This is a genomic window from Mesorhizobium sp. M9A.F.Ca.ET.002.03.1.2, assembly GCF_003952365.1.
GTDB lineage: Bacteria > Pseudomonadota > Alphaproteobacteria > Rhizobiales > Rhizobiaceae > Mesorhizobium.
In genome coordinates, this window is sequence record NZ_CP034443.1 from 2,685,224 (window position 1) to 2,708,546 (window position 23,323).

At 59.3% G+C, this 23,323-nt stretch carries 19 protein-coding genes and 5 pseudogenes; 14 read left to right on the forward strand and 10 right to left on the reverse strand.

All coding sequences use genetic code 11. From position 1 onward, the window contains the following. Positions 1–72 precede the first annotated feature (72 nt). Both EJ066_RS13025 and EJ066_RS13030 read left to right on the forward strand, forming a co-directional pair. The gene (locus EJ066_RS13025) at positions 73–1,371 is read left to right on the forward strand and encodes a serine hydrolase (RefSeq protein ID WP_126038349.1); all 1,299 of its coding nucleotides are present in this window, start codon (positions 73–75) and stop codon (positions 1,369–1,371) included. A gap of 53 nt (positions 1,372–1,424) precedes the next feature. Then, complete coding sequence (locus EJ066_RS13030; protein ID WP_126038352.1) at positions 1,425–2,615, forward strand: Xaa-Pro peptidase family protein; 1,191 nt, start codon at positions 1,425–1,427, stop codon at positions 2,613–2,615. Here the strand turns inward: EJ066_RS13030 and EJ066_RS13035 are convergent. Next, positions 2,612–3,409: a hypothetical protein gene (locus tag EJ066_RS13035; RefSeq protein WP_189350306.1), complete on the reverse strand. Its 798-nt coding sequence runs from the start codon at positions 3,407–3,409 to the stop codon at positions 2,612–2,614. The two genes, EJ066_RS13030 and EJ066_RS13035, sit on opposite strands and share 4 nt — an antisense overlap. Between EJ066_RS13035 and EJ066_RS31620 the strand changes: the two are divergent. After that, positions 3,372–3,464, forward strand: a pseudogene (locus EJ066_RS31620) (AAA family ATPase); the annotation flags it as partial. The gene EJ066_RS13035 and the pseudogene EJ066_RS31620 overlap by 38 nt on opposite strands. Here the strand turns inward: EJ066_RS31620 and EJ066_RS13045 are convergent. Next, on the reverse strand, positions 3,434–3,826 hold the full coding sequence (locus tag EJ066_RS13045) for a hypothetical protein (RefSeq protein ID WP_126038358.1): 393 nt from the start codon (positions 3,824–3,826) through the stop codon (positions 3,434–3,436). The pseudogene EJ066_RS31620 and the gene EJ066_RS13045 overlap by 31 nt on opposite strands. Positions 3,827–4,433: 607 nt before the next feature. On the opposite strand from EJ066_RS13045, the gene EJ066_RS13050 reads away from it, so the two are divergent. After that, complete coding sequence (locus EJ066_RS13050; protein WP_126038361.1) at positions 4,434–5,651, forward strand: acetyl-CoA carboxylase biotin carboxylase subunit family protein; 1,218 nt, start codon at positions 4,434–4,436, stop codon at positions 5,649–5,651. Between the two features lie 531 nt (positions 5,652–6,182). Next, a pseudogene (locus EJ066_RS13055) lies at positions 6,183–6,568 on the forward strand (IS21 family transposase); the annotation flags it as partial. 370 nt (positions 6,569–6,938) lie between these two features. Here EJ066_RS13055 and EJ066_RS13060 read toward each other — a convergent pair. The 3 genes from EJ066_RS13060 to EJ066_RS13070 form a co-directional block, all read right to left on the reverse strand. Continuing rightward, positions 6,939–8,297, reverse strand: a complete 1,359-nt coding sequence (locus EJ066_RS13060; protein ID WP_126038364.1) for an MmgE/PrpD family protein — start codon at positions 8,295–8,297, stop codon at positions 6,939–6,941. A 600-nt stretch (positions 8,298–8,897) separates the two neighbouring features. Further along, positions 8,898–10,265, reverse strand: a complete 1,368-nt coding sequence (gene ectB, locus EJ066_RS13065) for a diaminobutyrate--2-oxoglutarate transaminase (RefSeq protein WP_126038367.1) — start codon at positions 10,263–10,265, stop codon at positions 8,898–8,900. A gap of 20 nt (positions 10,266–10,285) precedes the next feature. Next, positions 10,286–11,284 carry an L-histidine N(alpha)-methyltransferase gene (locus tag EJ066_RS13070; protein ID WP_189350303.1) on the reverse strand — a complete coding sequence of 333 codons (999 nt, stop codon included), beginning with the start codon at positions 11,282–11,284 and terminating at the stop codon, positions 10,286–10,288. Positions 11,285–11,747: 463 nt separating this feature from the next. On the opposite strand from EJ066_RS13070, the pseudogene EJ066_RS13075 reads away from it, so the two are divergent. The 3 genes and pseudogenes from EJ066_RS13075 to EJ066_RS31895 all read left to right on the forward strand — a co-directional run. After that, positions 11,748–11,984: pseudogene (locus EJ066_RS13075) on the forward strand (transposase domain-containing protein); the annotation flags it as partial. After that, positions 11,957–12,166: a hypothetical protein gene (locus EJ066_RS13080; protein ID WP_245455139.1), complete on the forward strand. Its 210-nt coding sequence runs from the start codon at positions 11,957–11,959 to the stop codon at positions 12,164–12,166. The pseudogene EJ066_RS13075 and the gene EJ066_RS13080, both read left to right, overlap by 28 nt. 63 nt (positions 12,167–12,229) lie before the next feature. Continuing rightward, positions 12,230–12,394: a hypothetical protein gene (locus EJ066_RS31895; RefSeq protein WP_245455140.1), complete on the forward strand. Its 165-nt coding sequence runs from the start codon at positions 12,230–12,232 to the stop codon at positions 12,392–12,394. Between the two features lie 124 nt (positions 12,395–12,518). On the opposite strand, the gene EJ066_RS13090 is transcribed toward EJ066_RS31895, so the two are convergent. From EJ066_RS13090 to EJ066_RS13110, 4 genes and pseudogenes are all read right to left on the reverse strand, one after another. After that, a complete protein-coding gene (locus tag EJ066_RS13090; protein ID WP_126038373.1) occupies positions 12,519–12,974 on the reverse strand; it encodes a hypothetical protein in 456 nt (151 codons plus the stop codon). 371 nt (positions 12,975–13,345) lie between these two features. Next, positions 13,346–13,720: a hypothetical protein gene (locus tag EJ066_RS13095; protein ID WP_126038376.1), complete on the reverse strand. Its 375-nt coding sequence runs from the start codon at positions 13,718–13,720 to the stop codon at positions 13,346–13,348. Positions 13,721–13,787: 67 nt separating this feature from the next. Further along, positions 13,788–15,422, reverse strand: coding sequence for a HAMP domain-containing sensor histidine kinase (locus EJ066_RS13100; protein WP_126038379.1), 1,635 nt, complete (start codon positions 15,420–15,422; stop codon positions 13,788–13,790). Positions 15,423–15,965: 543 nt separating this feature from the next. After that, a pseudogene (locus tag EJ066_RS13110) lies at positions 15,966–16,239 on the reverse strand (site-specific integrase); the annotation flags it as partial. A 142-nt stretch (positions 16,240–16,381) separates the two neighbouring features. Here EJ066_RS13110 and EJ066_RS13115 point away from each other — a divergent pair. Together EJ066_RS13115 and EJ066_RS13120 are read left to right on the forward strand one after the other, a co-directional pair. Then, a pseudogene (locus tag EJ066_RS13115) lies at positions 16,382–16,645 on the forward strand (nitrilase-related carbon-nitrogen hydrolase); the annotation flags it as partial. A 13-nt stretch (positions 16,646–16,658) separates the two neighbouring features. Continuing rightward, positions 16,659–17,072: a hypothetical protein gene (locus EJ066_RS13120; protein ID WP_126038385.1), complete on the forward strand. Its 414-nt coding sequence runs from the start codon at positions 16,659–16,661 to the stop codon at positions 17,070–17,072. A gap of 45 nt (positions 17,073–17,117) precedes the next feature. Here the strand turns inward: EJ066_RS13120 and EJ066_RS13125 are convergent, their stop codons facing one another. After that, positions 17,118–18,119, reverse strand: a complete 1,002-nt coding sequence (locus EJ066_RS13125) for a GlxA family transcriptional regulator (RefSeq protein WP_126038388.1) — start codon at positions 18,117–18,119, stop codon at positions 17,118–17,120. Between the two features lie 126 nt (positions 18,120–18,245). Here EJ066_RS13125 and EJ066_RS13130 point away from each other — a divergent pair, with 126 nt between their 5' ends. Genes EJ066_RS13130 through EJ066_RS13145 form a run of 4 tightly spaced genes read left to right on the forward strand, consistent with a single transcriptional unit; the run spans position 18,246 to position 23,282 of the window. Beyond that, positions 18,246–19,496, forward strand: coding sequence for a sarcosine oxidase subunit beta family protein (locus tag EJ066_RS13130; RefSeq protein ID WP_126038391.1), 1,251 nt, complete (start codon positions 18,246–18,248; stop codon positions 19,494–19,496). Positions 19,497–19,505: 9 nt separating this feature from the next. Beyond that, positions 19,506–19,796 (forward strand): sarcosine oxidase subunit delta, encoded by a 291-nt coding sequence (locus EJ066_RS13135; protein WP_126038394.1) that lies wholly within the window; start codon positions 19,506–19,508, stop codon positions 19,794–19,796. After that, positions 19,793–22,726, forward strand: coding sequence for a sarcosine oxidase subunit alpha family protein (locus EJ066_RS13140; RefSeq protein ID WP_126038397.1), 2,934 nt, complete (start codon positions 19,793–19,795; stop codon positions 22,724–22,726). Before EJ066_RS13135 ends, EJ066_RS13140 begins: the two co-directional genes overlap by 4 nt. After that, the gene (locus EJ066_RS13145; protein WP_126038400.1) at positions 22,719–23,282 is read left to right on the forward strand and encodes a sarcosine oxidase subunit gamma; all 564 of its coding nucleotides are present in this window, start codon (positions 22,719–22,721) and stop codon (positions 23,280–23,282) included. Before EJ066_RS13140 ends, EJ066_RS13145 begins: the two co-directional genes overlap by 8 nt. Positions 23,283–23,323: the final 41 nt, after the last annotated feature.

Here is a 23,323-nt window from a genome sequence, read left to right on the forward strand (position 1 = left end):
CGCACATTCACCACTTACATTTGTGCGAGTGGGCGATTTGGCTGGACGGCTGTAATGGTAAAGCGAAAATCTATGACAGAATACGGATCGAGTGCATCTCTCGGCAACGTAACGGAAGGCATGCTCGATTTCGGCGGACAATGCTATCCCGACGCCCGTGCGAGCGATCCGCGTTCGCTAGGGTGGATGCAAGGTTCTCCGCCGCCCGCGGATAAGCAGATTTCGTTCGAGGGTGGCCGCTTTCTGGATTTTCCAGAAATCCGGTGGAGCCTTTCGCACATGCGGGAGCTCGTGCCGACTGTGTCTGTGCGCCGCGGCGCTAATGCACCGCTCTCCTTTGGCGCGCCATCCGCCGCTGACGCCGCGGCAGTGGAAACGTTGATGTTCAGCGACATCAACGGTCGCGTCCGCCGCTTTGATGAGGCGCTGTTCGACACCTATACTGACGGAATCGTGGTTCTGCACCGCGGACGCCTCGTCTTTGAGCGTTACTTTGGCGCGCTTGAGCCACATCTGCCCCATGCCTGCTTCTCGGTTACCAAGTCTTACGCGGGTACACTCGCCGCAGTTTTGGTGCACGAAGGCGTGCTCGACGACAGTAAGCGAATCCCCTACTACCTGCCCGAACTGCGCGGCACTGCCTGGACAGATGCCACGCTCCGCCAGGTGATGGACATGCAGACCGGTCTGGACTATTGCGAAGACGAGGTCGGTGAGCAGTCCAGCTCCTCAATTTACATGCGAGCCTGCCGCACCCGGCCCCGCCCGGTCGGCTACGATGGCCCGCAGACGTCGTGCGACTATCTGCGCAGCGTGCGCAAGGAAGGCCTGCATGGTGAGGTCTTCGCATATAAAAGTGTAAACACCCAGGTCATGGCTTGGGTGATGTCACGTGTGACTGGCCGGTCATTTGCGCAGTTGCTGCATGATCGCCTTTGGCGCCCGCTCGACTGCGAGGAGAACGGCTATTTGGTCGTCGATCCCGCTGGTATCCCCTCTGCAAGCGGCGGCTTGTACGCAAACCTGCGCGACCTCGCGCGCTTCGGCGAATTGATCCGACACGAAGGTGAATGGGATGGCAAGCAGCTCATTCCTTCCGGTGTCGTGGATGATATCCGTAGCGGCGGAGAGACCGCAAAATTCAAGGACGAGGCATTGCCCGGCTACTCCTACCGCAACATGTGGTGGGTGAGTCACAACGAGCTCGGGGCTATCGAAGCGATGGGTATCCATGGACAGCGACTATACGTCGCGCCCGGAGCGGAGATGGTGATCGCGCGCTTTGCATCGCATCCAATGGCTTCTTCTGTGTTCAGTGATACAATTACCATTCCGCAAATGTTGGAGGTGGGACGGTTGCTGCGAGGCTAATCGCCTACCATCCCTGACGGCTGCTAAGTCCGGGAAGAAGGAAAAAATCCAGTATGGACTACGAGCAATTCCTCCAAGATTACATGAGCCGGCCAGTCGTCAAAGAGATTGCGTTTCCGGAGTCAGAATTTCAGCTCCGAATTGGTGAAGTCAGGAAGGTGATGGATGAGAAGGGCCTTGACGCTCTCCTTGTTACGTACGCTCCCAACGTGAGCTATTTGAGCGGTTACCAAAGCTTCGGCTCGGGCTGGTATTCCTGTCTGATACTGCCTCGTGAAGGTGAGCCCATTCTCCATATGCACGAATTGGAAATCGGGCCCGCCATGCTCACCTCGTGGGTGAACGACATCCGCGTTATTAAATGGTCATACGGAGGAGAAGCGGAAGGGCTCGCAAGCATCCTCAAAGAGCGGAGCTTGGAGGGGTGCCGGATTGGAATCGAGCCCAAAAGGGCCGGTCTCAGCATCGATCTCTACGAAGGATTGAAACGTGCGCTGCCCGATGTGACGTTCATTGACGCGTCAGGGGTGGCTGCGCAACCGCGGATCATCAAATCACCGGCAGAGGTGGATTACATGCGTCAGGCGGCTCAGATCACGAAGAAGGGTGTTGATGCTGTATTGCCGGTGATCAGGCCGGGGGTCACTGACAACCAGATGGCGGCGGTTCTCTATCACACGCTTATCAGCGAGGGTAGCGAGTATTTCAGCACGCAGCCTATCGTGTCAGCAGGTCAAAGGAGCGGCATCTGGCATACCACTTTCAGGCGTACGCCCGTTCAGACTGGGGACACTGTGATCCTAGAGTTTGGCGCTGCTTACCAGCGCTACACTAGCGCGATCATGCACGCAGTCTCCATCGGCAAGCCTTCCTCGGCGGTTGAGAGATCGTCGAAGATCATCAACGAAACGCTTGACCTGCTATTTGAAGCGGTTAAGCCGGGCCGCACCGCGCACGACGTCGCGCGGGAAGTCGGCGTCGGGATGAATGAGATCAGTCCCGTACCAATTGTATTAGGATACTCCATCGGGCTGGGGTTGCCTCCGACGTGGGGCGAAGACCTTTACTTCATCCGCGAAGGGATTGACCTAGAGCTGAAGCCAGGCATGACCTTCCACTCCCCGTTAACGGACCGAACGCCTGGCACGCCGGGGGTAGGTTTCAGTGAGACGTGGGTCGTTACAGAGACAGGATGCGAGATCCTTACCATACATGACCGGCAGTTGACCGTGGTCGAGGTCTAGCTCGGATATCTCACACTGTCTTTCGGCGTAGACTCTGGTGCGGCGACTTTGTGAGCGCGTGAGTTGCAGCCAAGCGTAATCGCCGCGCCGAGCGGTTGTTGTGGTTTGGTGATGTCCTTGCTGTCGACGGGAAGGGGTGGAAGGGCGCTCAAGTGGCTGCCGCGAGCCTGGCATATGTTCTTCCTGAGCATCCGCATGCCCGCGGCGTTGAGTTCGACCACTCTGCTCCGCAGCCGCTCCAGATCAACATAGTCGCCATAGGTGTGGACCCGCCTTTGGAGAGCATGCTCGCTGGTCGCTCCAGTTTGCCACAGGATCTTGCGCCAGACCTGGCCCTGGAAGCGCTTCTGGTCGAGGACGACCTCGCCAATGATTAGGCGCAGGATACCCTTTCGCTCGGCCGATGTTGTGGAAGGGGCGTGCCAGATGCCAGGCAGGTCTTCTCCCAGCTTTTGAAGCGCTTGGCGGTCGGATTCGCTCAACACCAGGGGCTCGTTAGACCGCCTTCGTTCATAATCCTGTTCGATCGCCTCGGCCACGCGCAGCTTCTCTTCCCAGCCGCGCTCCAACGACCGGGCCACCAGGCGATTTTCCAGCTCGACCGCATCATATTGGCGTCGTGCTCTTTCCGCCTCATAGCGTGCCCGCTCGCGCCGTAGCGCCCACTGCCGCTCAAGCTGCCGCGTCTCCTTTTCGATCTGGCCCAGCGCGGCGATGGCGATAGCGATCTGGTCCCCCCGTCGAGAATGGTGGCGGCATTGGATGTTTGGTAACCCAACTTTGGCCGACGCCATTCTGGATCGCCTCGCTCACAACGCCTATCTCGATCTCACCGGTGAAAGCATGTGAAAACAGCGCCCGCCGATCGCAGCCGAAAACACCGAAGCTTGACCTGAAACCAAACCCAACCCAAACATCAACAAGACAGGATCAGACCGAAAAATGGCCGCCTTGAAATCGGAATGGTGGCCGGCTTCATCGGAATACGCACTCATCAGCCGCCGACAGACCTCTTCCTTGCGAACGAGACCGAGAAGCTGCTTCGTCAGGCGGACGAACTCTCCCAGCTTTGTGGCGAGGATCGTTAGCAGCGGCTCCATCAGCGGCATTACAACCGGATCTGTGCCGGCCAACTCGCGCACACGACCGGCGAAGGCGGTTCGCGGACGGCCTGCCCAGCTAGACGGCCCCCGCAGGATCGCCCGGATCACGTTCTCGACATGCGCACTTCATTTAGCACCGTGAGGCGGGCGACGATACGGAAGCTCCGCCCTTGGTACCCGTCCAACTCCGGCCGTCGCGGCGAGCCCAGTTCCATGCTGGGCAGACAGTCCAAGTTCCCATGTTCCGTCCAACCTTCATGCCCGTAGCGGGAGCTTTACCCCAGGCGATGCGGAAGACCAGGGCAATGAGAGCTTCCCCGTCTCGAACGCGTTGTCCGCGCCCTGCAGTGAGGATAGACGAGCCCCACCGCGTCTGCTTCTTACCTCCCACGCCATCGCGCGGCTTGGAGGCGTTACCGGTTGAATCCGAGACTTCCAGCGCTCACTGCGTTATCTCGCCATAGACATTTGCGGCAGCGGCCTGCGGCGGATGGATCCGCACCCGGTACGGTTCAGGCCGATCTGCTTATGACACTCATCCGGGAACGTTTCTGCAACAAAATCTTCGAATAAAGTTAAACAATCTTTGCGGCCGGATTTCGCTTTCAGTGGTATATCCCCTGGAAAATTCGGTTAAGGTATCCGATTTGATGCGAATGTCGAAAAATGGATCCTAATTTACTTCATGTTCACTGCACAGGACGGAGATATATCAATGGCAGTAAGAGCCATAATCCTGCTTGGAGGAGCAAGTAACAGTCCGCTATACGTCCAAGCGGCCAAGCGTCTCGATCTCCATCCAATTACCCTCTCAGCCGATCCAGAGGTATACGAATATCTCGCGGGAATTGAGGCGGTCCGTGTCGACGAACACGACATCGATGCTCTGATCCGCGAATGTTCCCTGCTAGGAGCGACCTATGACATAGCTGGCATTGCCAGCGCCCAGGAGTCGGTCAATGCGGCGGTTGGCAAGCTCTGCCAATACTACGATCTGCCGGGACCGGACCCCGCAGCGATTGAACGGTGCTGCGACAAATTCGTTCAACGTCAGCTACTCGCGGACGCGGCCGTTCCAATACCTGCCTATCGCTTGGCGGCGAATGCGAACGACGTAGAAAGCTGTGCTGCGAAGATCGGTCTGCCGGTGATTGTTAAGCCAGCCGTTGGCATCGGTAGCAGCGGCGTCCGATTGTGCCGCACCGTCGATGAGATTGCTGAACATACTGATTACCTGTTGGGTGGGGAGCACATATGGCGGTCTTCGCCAAAGATACTAGTCGAGGAATTCGCTCAGGGCCCCCATTATAGCATTGAAACAATTGGGAATGAGGTCGTTGGAATTGGGACCATCGACTTCGGCCCCCCCCCGCATTTCGTCAGTCGGGAGTACATCTATCCAGCCCCGCTGACCGATGACGAGCAAAAGCGTATCGTCGGTATTTCGTTGAGCTGTTTGCGAGCTCTCGGCCTTGGCTGGCAACCAACGAACATTGATCTACGGTGGACGAGGTTTGGACCAGTCGTCATTGAAGTCAATCCGCGTCTTGGTGGCACGCCCGTACCCCAACTGGTTCAGCAGGCTTACGGTGTTGATCTCGTTACCGAGCACATCAAGCTTGTCATCGGGAACGAATGGAATTTGCGTAGAAGGTATTCGAATACTGCTGTCGCGCGGTTTCTAGTTCCTGATCGCGATGGCATCCTCGATTGGATCGACGGCGACCGTCGCGCGGCAAACCTATCGGGTGTGGCCGAGGTCAAGTTTTACGTTGAACCCAAGACGCGGATCGTTAGGAAGGGCGATTACCGAGACAAGATTGGACATATCATCGCCGCTTCGCCCACCCTTGCTCAGGCCAAGGTGACACTCCAACGTGCTGTCGACTTAATCGATTGGTCGATCACTCCATATCCGTCACTTGGCGACTAGGAACAATGCCCTATCCCGACCTTGGTGCAATTGCAAATTAGAAGCATGAACGGGCTGAGCTTTGCAGCAAGAAGCTGAATTGGGACGCATGGGAGGATCGGCACGCTACAGATCAGCGGCCGAACTGCGAATGGCGATTTCACGTTGTCTCCATCGACTGCTTGACGCCGCCGCTTCCGAAGACATGCGTCCGGTGTTGATGCTCCACCATGCCATGTTTCTCGGCCATCAGCCAGACACGCTTCAGATTGGACCCGTAGCGGCAAGGCCGTAGATCGGGTCGTTGGCCTTGTGCACGACCTCATCGCATCGTCGAAGCAGATGACCGGAGCCAGCGGCCCAAATGTCTTCTCCTGGGCCATCGTCATGTCTCTCTGGAGTGTCGCCGTCAAACAGAGTGTCCTACTATCTCCATAACAGCGGCTAACCCCCGTGGGTCGGTCAAATCCCCCGGGGTATGGTCTGAAACTCCCCTCTGACGATCACCGGAAGGCTACTGGAGAGAGCGCTAGCCGTTAAGGCAGGACGTTTATTTTTCGCCCCTTTCATACAGCGGGGGGCCAGGAGTTGAACGTCTTGAAGGCACATCTGCAAGCACCGTACTATCATCACTTGATCGCAACACCAGCCAGCGCGAGATTCAAAGGCTGACGGGTGTCGATCGCAAGACGATTCGGCGTTACCGAGCGCAGCGGGCTGGTGCGGAGGCAAATTCCCCCGGGAAGTAACCACCGGCTCGGCAACCTCGGAGGACCGAATTCCTCCACCCCGACCATCGGCTTTTGGGGTCGGGAGGGATGGTCACCAGCAGCCTGGCCCGCTCGGCCTGTGAACCGGATCGGGCGTGGATAAAAGAACAGGTCCGCCTGAAGCGAAATGCCCAGGCGATTTACCGGGACTTGGTCGATCAGTTTGGGACTATCCGTCCCTACACTGCAGAGAGATATTGGGCTTCTGACTCAGCGATGGGCAGTTTACGTTGGGCTGCTTGAACCGCATCCGCCGACCCACACCCGAAAGCATTGCGCGCTCGATGATCGCCAAGTGATCAGTGGCATCATTCGTGCGGGTGGGCCGGCGGACGCCGGGCGGCGTTCCGTCGGTCTGGGATCGCGTAAGAAGATCGGCGCGCATTTTCTTGGGACCGGCGCTCTCTTTGGTCTCCGTCTCTTGCGCCGTTGCTCAGCGGTTCTCCTGACCATTCATAGAGATTCGCGGTATGGATCGAAAAGAACAGCCGGCGGAAAATAATTCCGGCCAACCCCGTAAATCTGGCCGCGGCGAAGATCAGTGATCAAGTGGCGCAACGGTCAAGCCGATCAGACGGCTAAGCCCTTTACTGTCCAATCGATCGAATGACAGCGCCATCGCTTCCATCTCCTCGGCCCTGCCCTCGCTGATCAAACCGTTCGTGAAATTGACGTATTTGCTGTGGAACTCTTCCGCGCTCATAGGATTGTCGCGATCGCCTTTCGGCGTGCGCGGCTCCGACATGATTTGGCGGCCGTCCTTTAGGTAAAGCGTGACGTCGGCCCAGCGCTTGCCCACGCTGATGCGGGTGTAGTGCTCGGTTTCAACAAGCTCGGTGGCATTGGAAATGCGTCGGATTTCTTCATCTTGCAGAACCTCCGGCAAAAGCTCCTGCGGCCCTATTTTGCCACGCACGATCATCGTCGCAACCGGGAACGCGATCGAATAGCTCATTTCGTCCAGCGTCTTCGGGTTGTGACCAGCAAGCCGAACGGCATAGTGAAACGTCTGAATCCGGACGCGCGTGATATCCTTGCTGGAAAGGTAGTTGTCATGCATCAACTCGCGCGCGGCATCGATCGATGGATGCGCCCAGCGACAGACCGGATAGGGTTTGTATGAGGTATCTTCAGCGACACGCCAAGCCTCTCCGAGATCATACCACCACGGCTCGGCGCTGGCCCCCTCGGCCGTGATCGCCGGCGCGCCAGTGAAGCCGAGGTCAGCCAAATAGGCTGCCATGACGCCCGATGGCGCACCCCAGCCGACGCCGTCGCGCAGCATGGTTGGAAAATCGATGCAACGCATCATTTGGCTGCGAGGACCGTGATATTCTGCAATGCCCGCTGCATGGCGCGTCTGCTCCTGGCTGAGCCCCAGCAGTCGGGAGACTCCCGCCGCCACGCCGACCGCTGTCCACGCTCCTGAAGTGTGGTAGTCGGAGACGGTGCCGTGAAGCGTCAGACCCGCGCGGTAGGCAACCTCATAAGCAACGGCCAGCGCAACCATGAATTCCCTTCCAGAAATTGCGGCGCCCGAAGGCCTAAGCGAATCCGCTACAGCAAGCAGCGCAGGAAACACCGCCGAACCGGCGTGACCCTTGCAGGGGCTGTTGTTGTCGTGGCCATCGATCGAATCAATGGTAAAAGCGCCGGCGAATGCCGCTCCCGCCGGGCTGACGGGGCGCCCGTCGAAAATCATCCTGGCCGCGCCGATTTCAGGCGACGAGCGCCATAGGCGATCGGCAATCTCCCTAGTGATCGACGAGATCTGCGTGGTTGCGCCCACCACCGCGACGCCGAGCGTGTCTGCAAAACTACGCCTGAGAATGGCACGGACCTCCTCGGGAATGGCATCGTAGGTCAGGCTACCGGCAAATTCGGAAAAGGTGATCATGTTAAACCTCGCACAATCTCTGATGCGGCCTTCAACGGGCCAATTCCTATGATGACAGTATTTTCTAGGGACGCCCCCATCCTAGATAGTTTCGACACCGCATAACTTGGCAAATTGCGATGCCGTTAGAAGGCGGCTTCACCATCGGTCGACGTGCCGGATCCGCTTGTCGATGAGCCCTGCGCTGGCCTACGATGCGGCGGCGATCTTCGATTGGGGCTGTCCCTGCGGCTACCCCTCGGCGCAGATGTACGAACAACGCGCGGATTAAGGTCACGGCCCTGATTTCGACCCCTCTTCGTCCGGCGCCGACGCGAGGTTGCGATCAAAGCAGAGTCGCCACGTGCCATTCGACATTTTCCTTCTGAATCATGTGGATCCAGAACCCGTCGAAACCGGCCTTACGGATGACGATGATAGGAAAGCATCGTCTAATTCGCGACCGCGCTTTATTCCTGACTGCGAAAACCGCGTCGGCAGCCCAGCGGCATCGCCGCCACGGACCATGCGCTTAGACATCGCTGTCGGTTGCCCGGTGACAGCAACGTGATCAGTAAGGTCGATTGGCTCAACTCCATCGAAACGAATCATTGCCCATGATTAGTACAGATCGGGTTTAATACTTCGACTGGGGTAGACATTTCCACTCTGTCGCGGAACTGGGCGATATCCTCCAATTGGGAACTGACAGTCCCCGCTCCCGCTGCGGCCTACAGCCCTATTCGCTCGTTCGGGGCAGAAAGTAGTGCTGATGGTCGAAAGAAGCACATTAATTCCGGAGACCAATTCTTCATCCAAGATCGTCAGCGGGGGCATTAGCTTGATGATCTCGTCGGATGGCCCGCACAATTCAACGATGAGTTTCCGCTTGTATGCTTCGGCTTTTACCTGAGCAGCCAGCTTCTTATCAACGATGTCAAGCCCAAGCATCAAACCGCATCCCTTAACAAGGTAGCCGAGAGGAGCACCGAATTCCGACAACATTGCTCTGGCAATCCTGCCCTTGCGACGGATCTCGCTTTCAAAGCGTTTGTCAGACCAATACTTTTGTAGGGCAGCAGTGGCCGTGACGAAAGCATGATTATTACCACGGAATGTACCATTGTGTTCACCGGGACCCCAAATGTCGATGTTTGGGGCAATCAAGACTAGAGACATCGGAAGACCGAATCCCGAAATCGATTTCGCCATTAAGACAATATCCGGACGAATGTCGAAGACCTCGAAGGCAAAGAATGGGCCTGTGCGGCCACAACCGGTTTGAATCTCGTCGACTATTAGGAGCGCGCCATGGCGCCGGGCAATCTGTTCTATTTCTTTGACCCAGTGAAGCGTTGGCACATTTATCCCGCCTTCGGCTTGCACAATCTCGAGAATGACTGCGGCTGGTCGGTCTATCCCGCCGGACGGGTCACTCAACTGTTTTCGCAGCAATTCAGCCGTATCGCAGTTGAGCCCGAGATAGCCATCGTACATCGCGCGATGAACGCCGTGGAGCATGGAAGCGGATGCTCCCCGGTGGTAAGAATTCGCCGTAAGGGCTAACGCACCGAGCGAACAGCCATGAAAAGCGTTGGTAAACGCGATGATGTTGCTGCGACCGGTCACCTTGCGTGCGAGCTTGATGGCAGCCTCAACGGCATTGGCGCCGGTGGGGCCGGTGAATTGAATTCGATATTCAAGCGATCTTGGACGCAAGATCAACTGTTCGAATGTGTCGATAAACTCCTGCTTGGCGCGTGTGCGGAGGTCGAGCCCAAGAGCAATGCCATCGTTTGAGATATAGTCTTGAAGGGCAGACTGCATCACTTGGTCGTTGTGTCCATAGTTTAATGACCCACACCCGGCTAAAAAGTCGAGGTATTTGTCACCGGTCTCGGCGATCAGATAACTCCCCTTCGCTCCGACGAATATTGCAGGGTAGAAGCGACAATAGCTCCGCGCTTCCGATTCAATGTCCTCTTTCATCGCATTTTCTCCAGGGGACGTCATGATTCGAGTTCTGTCGGCTCTGCACCGAGTTGAAACAGAGAAACCGCATATTGCTGGCACGAGTCCGTCCAATGCTGAACCGGCCGGAAATTATACAGGCCGAGCAGCTTGTGGAACACATACAATTCAACCTTCCGCATGATCTCCGTCCTAATCATCTCTCCCTTCTCGAGATGCAAGGAGAAATTCAGATTTTTTAGATTGATCATTTGTTCCTGCGTTGCTTCCAGATGGCTCTCCATTCGATAAAGCGATTTATTATGGAATGCCACGTGTCGAAACTGGAATAGATCAAAATCTCCACCGAAACGCCAGTTCAAATGTTGTAGGACACATAAGTTGGTCAGAATAGCCGTTTGATTATTGTAGGCCGCCTCTAGGATTTTCGTTTCTTTGTCCAAATCCATCCCGACCAAAAGATAGTCGCCAGAAGACAAAGCCGATCGCGCCGATAGGAGGAGATCATGCAATTCGTCATCGTGCATGTTCCCCATAGTGCTGCCGAGGCAAACTAAAAGCTTTGGTCCAATTAGATTGGCGACTTGCGCGAGTCCGGTTTGGTAGGTCCCGACAATTCCTAAGAAGTCCAAATCGGTTGTCACGGAGAGAATGTTCTCAGCCGCCCTCTCCAAGATCGAGCGATTGATGTCGATGGCAGCGTAAGAAGTGCGGCCGTGTTCCTTCAAGTATGCGTCAAATAAAAGAGTCGTTTTCTCCGCGTTTCCAGATCCCAGCTCAACGATGAAGATAGGACCTGTGATGTCGGCTATGGACGATGCATGTTGGGATAGTATGTCCTTTTCTGTTCTGAACAGGTAATATGTTTCCTCGTGACAGAGACGTTCAAATAGGCGAGAACCTGCATCATCGTAGTAATAAATGGAGTTCACGCTGCGCGGTGATTCCGATAAGGACGCCACCAATAGGTCGCCCTTGAATAACGTTTCTTCGGGTACATCCGCGCCGAGGATCTCATATTTATTGCGTGTAACCACTGCGGTTGTCCCGGGACGATGTCGAGCCATAGAGATAACTCCATTCAATAACGGTGTACTGGGGATGCGTACGGAACGGCATGCGTATTGACGTTGTCACCAAGGGCATGAATATCGTCGGCAGCTCCCGCCGCTTCATAAAAAGGTAGCTTCAAAAGTCGTGCCAATTTCGCCGATAGAGCGTTGGAATGTCTATTTCTGAGTGTTGTTCAATGACTTAAATGGGGTGCAGTGGGAGCCAAGCCGTTAACATTGTGTCGAGGAGCCGACAGACCCGACAGCAGGTGTCGGTTGTCGGTGTTGGTTGCGTGAATCAAGTGTTGGAAGAATGGGCGGCTCATTAAGCTGCTGATCAGGAAGCCTCGCCATTGCGCTGTATCAGTTCGAGGGCTGGTTGGGGGTTGGTCGCGCTATCGTGACGACCGCCTAGCCCGTTGTCGGGGAGCCGGGAGCTCAAGACGGGTCGTGGCTCTTCGCCGGTTCCGAGCGCGGCGCTGCCCGGGCAGCCGCCATGTCCACGCTCATTACGACGGCAAAGCTCAACGATGTCGATCCGTTGGCCTGGCTGGCCGACGTGCTCGCGCGCATCGCCGGCATCCCACATAGACGGCTTCCTGAATTGCTACCGTGGGAATGGAGAAAGCCCGATCACAAGCGGCAGCCGCCTGAACCATGGCAGCGATCGCCCACGTCTTCATGATCCGGCGCGTCGCTCAAATTCTGGGCCAGGATGAAGACCTGCTGTGGGACCTGTCGGACCAACTCGAGCCTGAGGATGGTAAGCTGTGGGTCTCGATGGAATCGCAACCCCTGCCTTTAGCGACTTCGGCATCGAGGCCCTTCGCAAAATCATTCGAGACCCAGCTCGATCCAACTGGCTAACAGGCGACAGCTAGTTGTCCCTTCAAATCCGGCACGCCGCGGTCACTACCGGGTGCTTACTTTTTGAAGCACTTCGGGCTCGATACACTCCGCGACCTGCCTGATCTGGAGGCGCTTGAGGACGCGGGCTTGCTGAACGGGAACAGCGGTGCGGCCACGACGATGCCAATCGGCGCGATGGCTGAAGACGATTTCGGCAACCATGATGACGAGGGTGTCACCTCATGAAATCGCGGCCAGCCCCGATGCGGGCGGGTTCCCGCGGTCGAACCCAGAAGGGTCTCCGCATAGATGTCAGCAATGAGTTCCGCAGACACGTATCGCTAGTCCGCCGCCGTAGTACTGGGGGGTGTCACAACGGCCTTTTCAACAACGCCAGAGTCCGCGATTGGCGGGGGGCGTTGGCGGCGACGAATACGGAATCGTGCTCGACCTTGATGAGGATTCCGCCATTCTGGTTGTTGTGCTTTGCCTCTGGGTTTCGCGTGATGAAACCCAGCAGAGGTGGTTTTGCGCCGTCCGCAGACTTGTCGGGCGAGCGGATCTCGCTGTATCCACCGGTGAGCTTGCCTAGCGGCAGGCCCCTTTGCAGAAGCCGCGCTAAGGTGTCAGTTGATTTGAGAGCTTTGAGCGGATCCTTGCCTTTCGGCATGACCTTGACTTCGGGAATTGCGGCGATCGCAGCCATCAGCTCATCGATGGCAGCCTCCGTCATGACGAGGCGGGCATTCTCGGCATTGTCCTCGTCTCGTCCGAGGTAACAGACGGCTCCATCCTGAGCGAGCGTCGGCAGGTTGAGCGTCTGCACCGTCTTCGTGTCGTCGAAATACGATGGTGACCGTCACAGGAAACGTCGCCGGCATTTTGGCTGGCAAACCGACTCGGCCAAGGCGCGTAAGCAGCGATTGTTGCAGATCGAGAGCGTAGTTCTCCCGCATTCGCTGAAAGAGGAAATAGGCGACGTCCGCGGCTAGCATCGTTCTGATGGTGGCGCGGCTCTCGGATCGCAAGTCTTTGGCGTCCCATTGTAGCCGAATGGCGCTGCATCCTCTAAGCGGCCGAGAGGCGTGGTGAGGGTATTGCCATAGTCCCACGACGTGTGTGTCAACGGGCTGACATCGCCAGCCAGCAGAAGAATTCGTTTCGTGCCCTCTTCGCGCACAAGATCGCAGGCGGGCGTCATGACGATGAATGCGTCGCGAACGTCTTTGTCCTGATTGGGTGCGGGATAGTCGCGGCGCAGGAAAACATCGCGAAGGCAATCGAGGGCTCGAGCTTGTTGGTCACTACGCCGAGGCGCGCTCGATGCTGCCACACTGTCTGATGAACGAGATGCTGGAGGTCGCTCGTTCCGGCAATATGTGGTGCGGGATAGAGGCTGAGGTCGACATCCTTGAGTGCACGGGCTGCCTCAATGGTGGGGCCATCGGCCTCGATCTCAAACTGCAGGGCGCTGTCGAAGACGTCGACGAGGTAGCTGCCAAGCGGCTGCCCTTCGAAGTTCAGAAGCAGCTGGCTGATCTCACCATAGTCCGAGAGATCGAGCCTTCTCACACTCTTAAAGAAGCGCGCCGTCGCCCCTCGAGGCTCGCTTCGTAGTTGGAGAGGAAGGTTGCGATCTTTAACGCGTCAGCGAGGTGCGTGGCCAAGCGTTCGAGCGTGCGTGGAAGATTATCTGCCTTAAGCAAGTCGTCCTTGCGGTAGAACCTAAACAGGGCGCCAAGCAGCTTCGCCTGGTCGCGGAAATGGGCCCGCTTGTCATTGAGTAGGTTGCTGCGTGACATAAGGGCAACGGGTGGCGGTGACGCTTGGCGTTCAGGGTGCCGCCCAGGTGCTCGGCATTCTCTTTCGCAATGTAGAGTCCGAGGCCGCGCCGCTTCGACTTCTCCTTGAGCGACCAAAAAGGTCGGAAGACTTTTTCGATGTGATCGTGCGCAATTCCGCTGCCATTGTCCTCGAACGTGATGGTGGGCGGGTCGCTCTCGATGGTGACGGTTATGGTGGGAACGAGCCGCGGCTCGCGGTTTTTTCGCACCTGAGTCCAATAGAGTGAGTTGGAAAGCATGTTCTCAATGATCTGAATCAGCATGCCTTTGACAAGGCGCACCCGCACGGGGCTTTTGGGCTTAGTGATCCTGAGCACCACTCCGTGGCGCTCAAACTGTGCGGCATGGCCCTCCTGGATGTCGTCGAAGAGTTCTGCAAGGTCGAAGACTTCGGACCGCTGGCGGCCGGAAACGCTGAGCTGATCAAGCACGCGCAGCCGCTTCGACACGCTCTTCATTTCGGAGCGCAAAGTCTCGAGGCGTGCCTTGATCTCCGATGGCAGGTCTCTGCCCTTTAGTGCTTCCAAAGCTTGCAATGCGCCCTCGGTCGCACGGGCAAGTTCGTGTGCCACGACCTCGACCATCAGCCCGACGCCAGCCATCTGAATCATTTGCTTGCCGTCGGCTTCGACTTCTTCGATGCGTTTCTGGGCGCGCGCCGTGAGGTCTTGGAACTCGACGAGCGCGTGCTGGAGATCGTCGACGACCTCTTGCTCTTCCTTGGGTACGAGCCTTCGGACTCGGGCAATCGCGCCGGACGCGCGCGATTTTAGCTGGTCGATTTGCGATTTCACGTCGCCGAGTTCAATTGGGGTCAGCTTGTGGCGCCGATCCACGTCCTTAAAGAAGTCCCAGAGTAGGTCTTTGACGACATGCCCAAGAATCTGAACGAACGCCGTTTGTTCCGGGTTGACGCGGAGTCCCTCGCGATTGGTTTGATCGAGCAGATGTGGGTTGCCCATACGCGTAATCTGAACGTGGCCGACAAACTGGTTCTTGTTCAGAACATAGCCGGTGCGGCCGAGCGCGCGGCGATCCAAGCCGAGCCAGTCATCCTCCTCGTCGCCATAGGGAAAAACGCGGAAGCCATCGCGAAAGAGCAGAATCCCGCTCCAAATCTTCTGCAGGTCGCGGACCTCGTTGCGATTACCGATGCCGTCTATGGCTGTAAAGTGCCGCCGATTGTACCAGTAGCCTTCAAAGTTGAACGGTCCAATCGAGACGAGTGCGCTCGACGGAATCTCGTCCGAGGTTCCAGTGAGGAGGCCCTCGAGGTCTGGCTCAGTGAGTGTAATGACGTCCGCCTCTCTCGGATGGGTGTAGCCGAGGTTGACGGCATCCAGTCGTACGAACAGCTCGGGCTTCCCGTCCTTGATCTCATACTGACCCCTGAATGAGGCGTGAGCGGCTTCCAGAAGTGTCTTGTCCATGAAGTCGATTGGGATAGGCGGGCGCGACGCTGCTCGAACTCACGCTCGATCTCCTCAACCCGCGCGGGCGCGCTGAGTTCGTTGAGCCCTTCGCCCAGACTCCAGGTGAACGGTGAGCCATGGGCACGCGCCGTCTTCTCGTACCCCTTAGCTTCGTGGAATGCTTCGGGGTGCTCGCGCATCAGCCTTGGCCAACGAAGCGGCGGTTTTCTTTGCCCAAGCTGCAGGACTTTGAGGACTCTCATCCGCGAACTGGACGATGACATCGAATGTGCGCAGCGCCCCGGTCGAAAAGTAATGGCTCTTGGCAGCGATCGGTCCCACACCCAATCGTGACGGTAGATCCGCGAGCACATCCGCATCGAGCTTAAACGCGACCTTGGATATGGCCTCGTCGAGGTCGAAATCGCTGCCGGCGAACAGAGCGTAGCCACCGAGCCTGGACTGCCGGATAAGGATCGCCCGGTTGACCAATTCATCGATGGCAGCGGTGACCTCTGCCTTGTTGGCTTCGGGAGCGCACAAGGAAAGGATGTCGTCGGCAGGGATCTCGGCGTGACCCAACGTCACGCCGAAAAAGAACCGCAGTGCGCACACCGTCTGGTTCAGCGCCGGCCACGAGATTCCAGTCGAGACCAGATGCACCTGGAAGGCGCGAACGTCCTCCAGGTCAAGCCGGTCCGGAGATCGGCCACAGTAGCGAGAGAACTTCGCTACCGCGTGCACGTAGGATCGTTGCGTGGCCGGCGACAGATTGCGGATCGTCATGTCCTCGAATCATGCGTCGGCGAAGCGGGCTCAACTCGGCCCATCTCATTGCTCCTGTTCTCAAGGTTGTGCTTCAACAGCAGCAATCCTTCAAAACAGAAGCGTCATTCGCAAACCGGTGCACCAAATGCCGCGTCAGCGGCTTCGTTCAAACCCCTCTCGATTCAACCTGAGGGTCCGACGCTCTAGTGGGGAGCGGCGGCGGCGCGCGGGCGCATCTCTTCGCCAATTCCGTGGTCGAGCTCGCCGGGCGGCGGATTGCGCCGCTCATCTGCTACGAGCAACTCCTCGTCTGGCCTGTCCTGCAGTCGGTGCTGCACGCGCCCGACGCCATCGTCGCCGTCGGCAATGGCTGGTGGGCCACCGGCACCTCTATCGCCGCCATCCAGAACGCGAGCACGATTGCCTGGGCGCGGCTCTTCCGGCTGCCGCTCGTCACTGCCTTCAACAGATGAACAGGGAGCTGCCATGATCGACGCCGCCCTCATCCAGCAATGCGCCGATCCCGGTCTGCAGCCGGCGATCGTCGATAGATTTATCGCCGAGGGCGGCTCACCCGAACCGTTGGCCATCACGGTACAATCTGGCGACCGGCTCCTGCTGGTTCCCCAACCGAGCACGCCGGACGAAGCCATGGCCTTTGGCCGGAAGCATATCGGCAAGGCCGTGGTGCGCGTCGGCGTCACTAAAGGATCATCCAACGTTGTGCTCAGAGCTTCGTCGGATCGCTCGCTGCTCCAAGTCATCCGGGAGGCGACACAGCGCAGTGGCATCGAAACGGACGCCTACTGGGCGACAGCGAGGCGATTCAACGATCTCGAGCGCCTCAACTTCAACAAGACGAAGATCTCCGGCAGCCCCGTTGCGGTTAAGAGTGAGTAGCTCTTCTATTGATATAGGAAATTAAGCAAGGGCAACACTCTTATCTCACGAAGCGGCACTGCCTCGAAGATTTTCGCCGTTGCGGCGCTGTTTGCGTCGGGTGCCGGGACCCATGCCGAAATGCGCCTGAAACGCGCGTGAGAAATGGCTGCGGTTGGAAAACCCCGTGGCAAGCGCCACCTCGACGAGCGGAAGGTTCGACTGCTGCAGGATCTCGTCGGCTTTCTCCAACCGCAAAGACCGATAGAACTGCATTACGCTCTGTCCCAGTTGTTCCTTTGTCAGCCGCTCCAATTGCCGCTCCCCTATACCGCTCAGATGGGCCAGGTCATTCAGGTTCAGCGGGTCCGCGATATGGCTCGTCATCAGTTCCACCATGGCGACTAGCGCGGGATGATGCAGATCATACCTGCGCACCGGGTCCAGTTGCTGCGGGGCCTCGGCCTGCCGGATGCCGGTATGGATGAACCAATCGCTTACCGCGCGGGCTAATTCCACACCGTGATCTGAAGCGATCAGGGCGTGGGCCATGTCCAGCGGAGCCATGCCGCCCGCGCAGGTGAAGCGGTCACGATCAATGACGAACAGGCGCCGTTCGATGAGCGCGTCGGGATACATCTCCCGCATCGCATCAATGTGCTGCCAGTGAATTGTAAACCGGCGTGACGACATCACACCCGCCGCGGCCAGGATTGCCGCCCCGCCTGAGATCCCGCCCAGTGGCACCCCCGAACGGGCAAGACGGCGCAGCCAGCCCAGAATCCTGTCGTCCCGATAGGTCAGCGGATTGCCGCCAGCCACGACAAAGAGAATGTCGAGATCAGTGCCTGCCTCTGAAACAGGCACTGTTTCGAACGCGCCCGAGACGGAACTGCGCATCCAGCCGCCCTGGTCCGAGACGAAGCTGAGATCGTAGAGCCGCCGCTCGCTGAGCAGATTGGCGGCGCGCAGCGGTTCCACCGCCGAGGCCGCGGACATCAGGCCATAGCCTTCGATCAGCAGGAAACCGTATCGCTGCGGTCTGCCGTGACGATACCCGTCAATCATCCCATGGGAATCCTTCCGTCCCATTCATCCTGTTGTATGTCCGACAGGCGCACGCGGATGTCAATTTCAGAAACAACTCTTCGCCCTTGCCGTGACATAGTCTCGGCAGTCCAAGGAGTTCTCGCTATGAGGTTTTCGGGCTTCCGCGTCTTTGCCGAAGCAATCAAGGGGCATACAGGTTGGCGGTCGCTGTGGCGCAATCCCGACCCAAAGCCCGCCTACGATTACGTGATCGTCGGCGGGGGCGGTCACGGTCTGTCGACGGCGTATTACCTGGCCAGGACATTCAGGCAATCTCGTATCGCCGTATTGGAGAAGGGTTGGCTCGGGTCCGGAAATGTCGGGCGAAACACGACGATTATCCGGTCGAACTACCTGCTTGCCGGCAACGAGCCGTTTTATGAGTTCTCGATGAAGCTCTGGGAAGGACTGGAGCAGGAACTCAACTTCAATGCAATGGTCTCGCAGCGCGGCATCATTAACCTGTTTCATACGGATGCACAGCGAGATGCCTTTCGGCGCCGCGGCAACGCAATGATGCTGGCGGGTGCGGACGGCCGCCTGTTGAGCCGTGAGGAACTGCGCGCCATGGTGCCGTTCCTGAACTACAACAACGCGCGCTTCCCGGTCAAAGGCGGCCTGATGCAGCCGCGTGCCGGCACTGCGCGGCACGATGGCGTGGCCTGGGGCTATGCCCGCGGCGCCGACAGCCACGGCGTAGACCTGATCCAGAATTGCGAGGTGAAGGGCTTCCGGGTCGATCGCGAGAAGGTGCGTGGCGTGGAGACCTCGCGCGGCTACATTGCCGCTGAGAAGGTCGGCGTGGCGGTGGCGGGCTCTTCGGGCCGGGTCATGGCGATGGCCGGAATGCGGCTTCCGATCGAAACCCATGTCCTGCAGGCCTTCGTCACGGAGGGGCTCAAGCCCACCATTCCGGGCGTTATCACCTTCGGGGCAGGCCATTTCTACATCAGCCAGTCCGATAAGGGCGGGCTTGTCTTCGGCGGCGATATCGACGGCTACAATTCCTATGCCCAACGCGGCAATTTGCCGGTAGTCGAGGGCGTCGCCGAAAACGGCATAGCAATGATGCCCATGATAGGGCGGGCGCGGCTCCTGCGCATGTGGGGCGGCCTTGTGGACATGTCGATGGACGGTTCGCCGATCATTGACCGCACGCATATTGATGGCCTCTATTTCAACGGCGGCTGGTGCTATGGCGGCTTCAAGGCGACGCCAGCCAGCGGCTATGCCTTTGCCCATCTTCTTGCCACCGGCTCACCTCACGAGACCGCGCGCGCCTACCGGTTCGACCGGTTCGCTCGGGGCTATGTGATCGACGAACGCGGTGCCGGTGCCCAGCCCAATCTCCACTGAGGCGGTCCAATGCTAATCCCCCATCCACTTCTGGGCCTGCGCGATGCTCAGGAATTCACCTATCTGGGCGACGCGCGGCTCATCGACCGTCCAGACCCAACTGCGCCCGATGCCGAGGCCGCCTTTTGCGATTACGTCTTCCTGCGCGACAACCAGGCGGGCGCGCACCGCGAGTTGTGGTTCCACGAGCAGGGTGATCGGTCATGGCTGGTGGTGACGCGCGACACGGTCACCCATGAAGTCCTCTGTGCGGAACTGGCTCGCGATGTCGCCCTTTCGCGGGCGAGGTGCAGCAAATGACACGGCTTGCCGGAGGGCTAATCAACCGCTCGCAGAGCTTGAACTTCACTTTCGACGGCAGGCGGTATCAGGGCCATCCCGGCGACACGCTCGCCTCGGCGCTCCTGGCCAATGGCGTGCGTCTTGTGGGCCGCAGCTTCAAGTATCACCGTCCCCGCGGGGTGCTCTCGGCCGGTTCGGAGGAACCGAACGCTCTCGTCGAACTGCGAACGGGGGCACGGCAGGAGCCAAACACGCGTGCCACGGTGGTGGAGTTGTTCGAGGGCCTGGAGGCACGAAGCCAGAACCGCTGGCCCTCGCTCGGCTTCGACGCGTTGGCTATCAATGATCTGCTGTCGCCCTTCTTCACCGCCGGCTTCTACTACAAGACGTTCATGTGGCCGAAAGGCTTGTGGGAAAAGCTCTACGAGCCGGCGATCCGCAAGGCGGCGGGCCTCGGGCGCCTCTCGATGGAGGCCGACCCGGATACCTATGACAAGGGGTTCCTCCATTGCGACCTGCTGGTTATCGGCGGGGGGGCGGCCGGGCTTGCGGCGGCGCTTACGGCGGCGCGCTCAGGCGCGCGTGCGATCCTCGCCGACGAGGATTTCCGTTTGGGCGGGCGGCTTCTGTGCGAGCTGGAAACGCTGGACGGAGCGCCGGCCACCGACTGGATCGCCGCGCTGGAAACTGAGTTCGACAGCCTGCCGAATCTGCGCGTGATGCGCCGCACCACGGTGTTCGGGATCTATGATCACGGCATCTATGGCGCGGTGGAGCGGGTTTCGGATCACTTGGCGCAGCCGGGTGCCCGCGTCCGCCAGACACTCTGGCGCATCACGGCGAAGCGCGCGGTCCTCGCTGCCGGCGCGACAGAGCGCCCCATCGCCTTTGCCGACAATGACCGTCCGGGAATCATGTTGGCGGGCGCAATGCGGGCTTACGCTAATCGCTGGGCGGCGTGTCCGTCCGAGACGGTCGCTGTCTTCACAAATAATGACGACGGTCATCGCACCGCGCGCGATCTTGCCTCCAAGGGCGTCCATATTGCTGCCGTTATCGACGCGCGCCCCAAGGCAACAGCCTTGGCCGACTACCGCGTTATTACCGGTGGCATGGTCACCGCCTCACGCGGCCGGCTTGGCCTGAAATCGATCGAGGTTCACGCAAACGGCAGGTCCGAATGGATCGAGTGCGGCGCGCTGGGAGTCTCGGGCGGCTGGAACCCGAATGTGCATCTGGCCTCGCACAATTGTGGCCGGCCGATTTGGAATGATGTATTGCAGGCGTTCCTGCCGGGAGAGGATGGTCCCTCGGGAGTGCTTCCGGCGGGCGCGGCGGCGGGGCATTTTTCGACAGCCAAGACACTTCGCTCGGGCGCGGCGGCAGCACTGCGCGCGCTGAACGTACTCGGAATTGCGGCAGCACTGCCCAGTCTGCCGCGCTCGGAGGAGTCGCGCTACGGAGTCGCGCCCATCTTCCACGTGCCGGGCAGGAAACGTGCCTGGGTCGATTTCCAGAACGATGTGACGATGAAGGACATCAAGCTCGCTCACGCCGAGAACATGCGGGCCGTCGAGCATCTGAAACGCTATACGACGCTGGGCATGGCGACGGATCAAGGCAAGACAGCCAATGTAACCGGGCTCGCCGTGATGGCGGAACTCACTGGGAAAACAATCCCGGAAACCGGCACGACGATCTTCCGCCCGCCCTACACGCCCGTAGCACTTTCGGTGCTGGGGGGCGGCGATGCAGGGCCGCATTTCCGACCGCGCCGCCTGACGCCGACCCATCATTGGGCCAAAGCGCAAGGCGCGGTGTTCGTCGAGGCCGGCCAGTGGATGCGTGCGCAATACTATCCGCGTCCGGGCGAAACGCATTGGCGCCAGAGCGTGGACCGTGAGGCCAGGGCCGTGCGCAGCGCGGTGGGCCTGTGTGACGTGACCACGCTCGGCAAGGTCGATGTGCAAGGCGCCGACGCCGGCGAGTTCCTCAACCGGCTATACAGCAACGTGATGGCCACGCTGAAGGTCGGCCGTGTCCGCTACGGGCTGATGCTGCGCGAAGACGGCTTCGCCTATGACGACGGCACCTGCGCCCGGCTGGCCAAGGATCACTATGTGGTCACCACGACGACGGCCAATGCGGGGCTGGTCTACCGCAACATGGAGTTTGCGCGGCAATGCCTCTGGCCGGATCTCGATGTGCAGATCTTTTCCACGACCGAGGCCTGGGCGCAGATCGCCGTCGCCGGGCCGAAATCGCGCGCCCTGCTCGCCCGCATCGTGGGCGGCTTCGATCTGTCGAACGAGGCCTTCCCCTTCATGGCCTGCGCGGAGCTCACCGTGTGCGGCGGGCTGCGCGCGCGGCTCTTCCGCATCTCGTTTTCGGGCGAGCTTGCCTATGAAGTTGCGGTTCCCGCACGATACGGCCACGCATTGATGGAGCGGCTCGTGGAGGTGGGTGCCGATCTCGGAGTGACGCCTTACGGGGTGGAAGCGCTGTCCGTGCTGCGGATCGACAAGGGACACGCCGCCGGCCCCGAGTTGAATGGACAGACGACGGCCGCCATGGTCGGACTCGGCAGTATGGTGTCGCAGAAGAAGGATTCCGTCGGCGCCGTGATGTCGCGGCGCGAGGGCCTTGCGGGCGACAGGCGACGCCTGGTGGGGCTGCGGCCCGTAGATCCGGCCGGGAAGGTGGTCAGCGGCTCGCATCTTTTTGCCGAGGACGCGCCGCAGAGTTTTGACACTGATCAGGGCTGGGTCACGTCGGCCTGCTACAGTCCGCATGTCGGCTCGATGATAGGGCTCGGTTTCCTCGAGAACGGCGATGAACGGCTGGGCGAGGTGATCGTGGCCGCGAACCCGCTCGAAGGCGAAAGCGCGCGCCTGCGCGTCGTCCCTGCCTGTTTCGTCGACCCCGAGGGAGAACGTCTGCGTGACTGACCTGAGACCTATCACCGCGCTCGGCACCGTGACACCCGGATACGCATCCTTCGGAGCGCTCGACCTGCGGGAGAATGCCGGTCTCGCGCTTGCCTCTCTGGCGCTGCGCCGGGGAACTCTTGAGCCGACACCCTTTGGGCTCACTCTTCCCGAACCAGGCCGCTGGGTTGCATGGCAGGGGGTTGCCGCGCTGTGTACCGGACCGGATCAGTGGATGATCGAGGCCGAAGGCCGCGCCGAGCTGGATTTTTCCGCCGAGCTCAAGCAGGTCGCCCCCGGCTGCTCGGTGACCGAGCAGACCGATGGCTGGGTGGCGATCGAGATTGTCTCGCGGGCAGGCACAGGGCTCGAGGCGTTGCTGTCGAAGCTCGTCAATATCGATCTCGCGAATTTTGGTCCGGGCGGTGCGACACGGACCGGCCTTGAGCATATGAGCTGTTTCGTCATCCGCCGTGGCGACGTCCATGCCGCCGTGCTGGGCGCGCGCTCGTCCGCCGGATCGCTCTGGCATGCGCTGGAAACGGCTGCAAAGCGGCTCGAGGAGAAGGTGGCGTGACTGCCCAGATCATCGACGGAAAGGTGTCCGCGGCGCAGCTG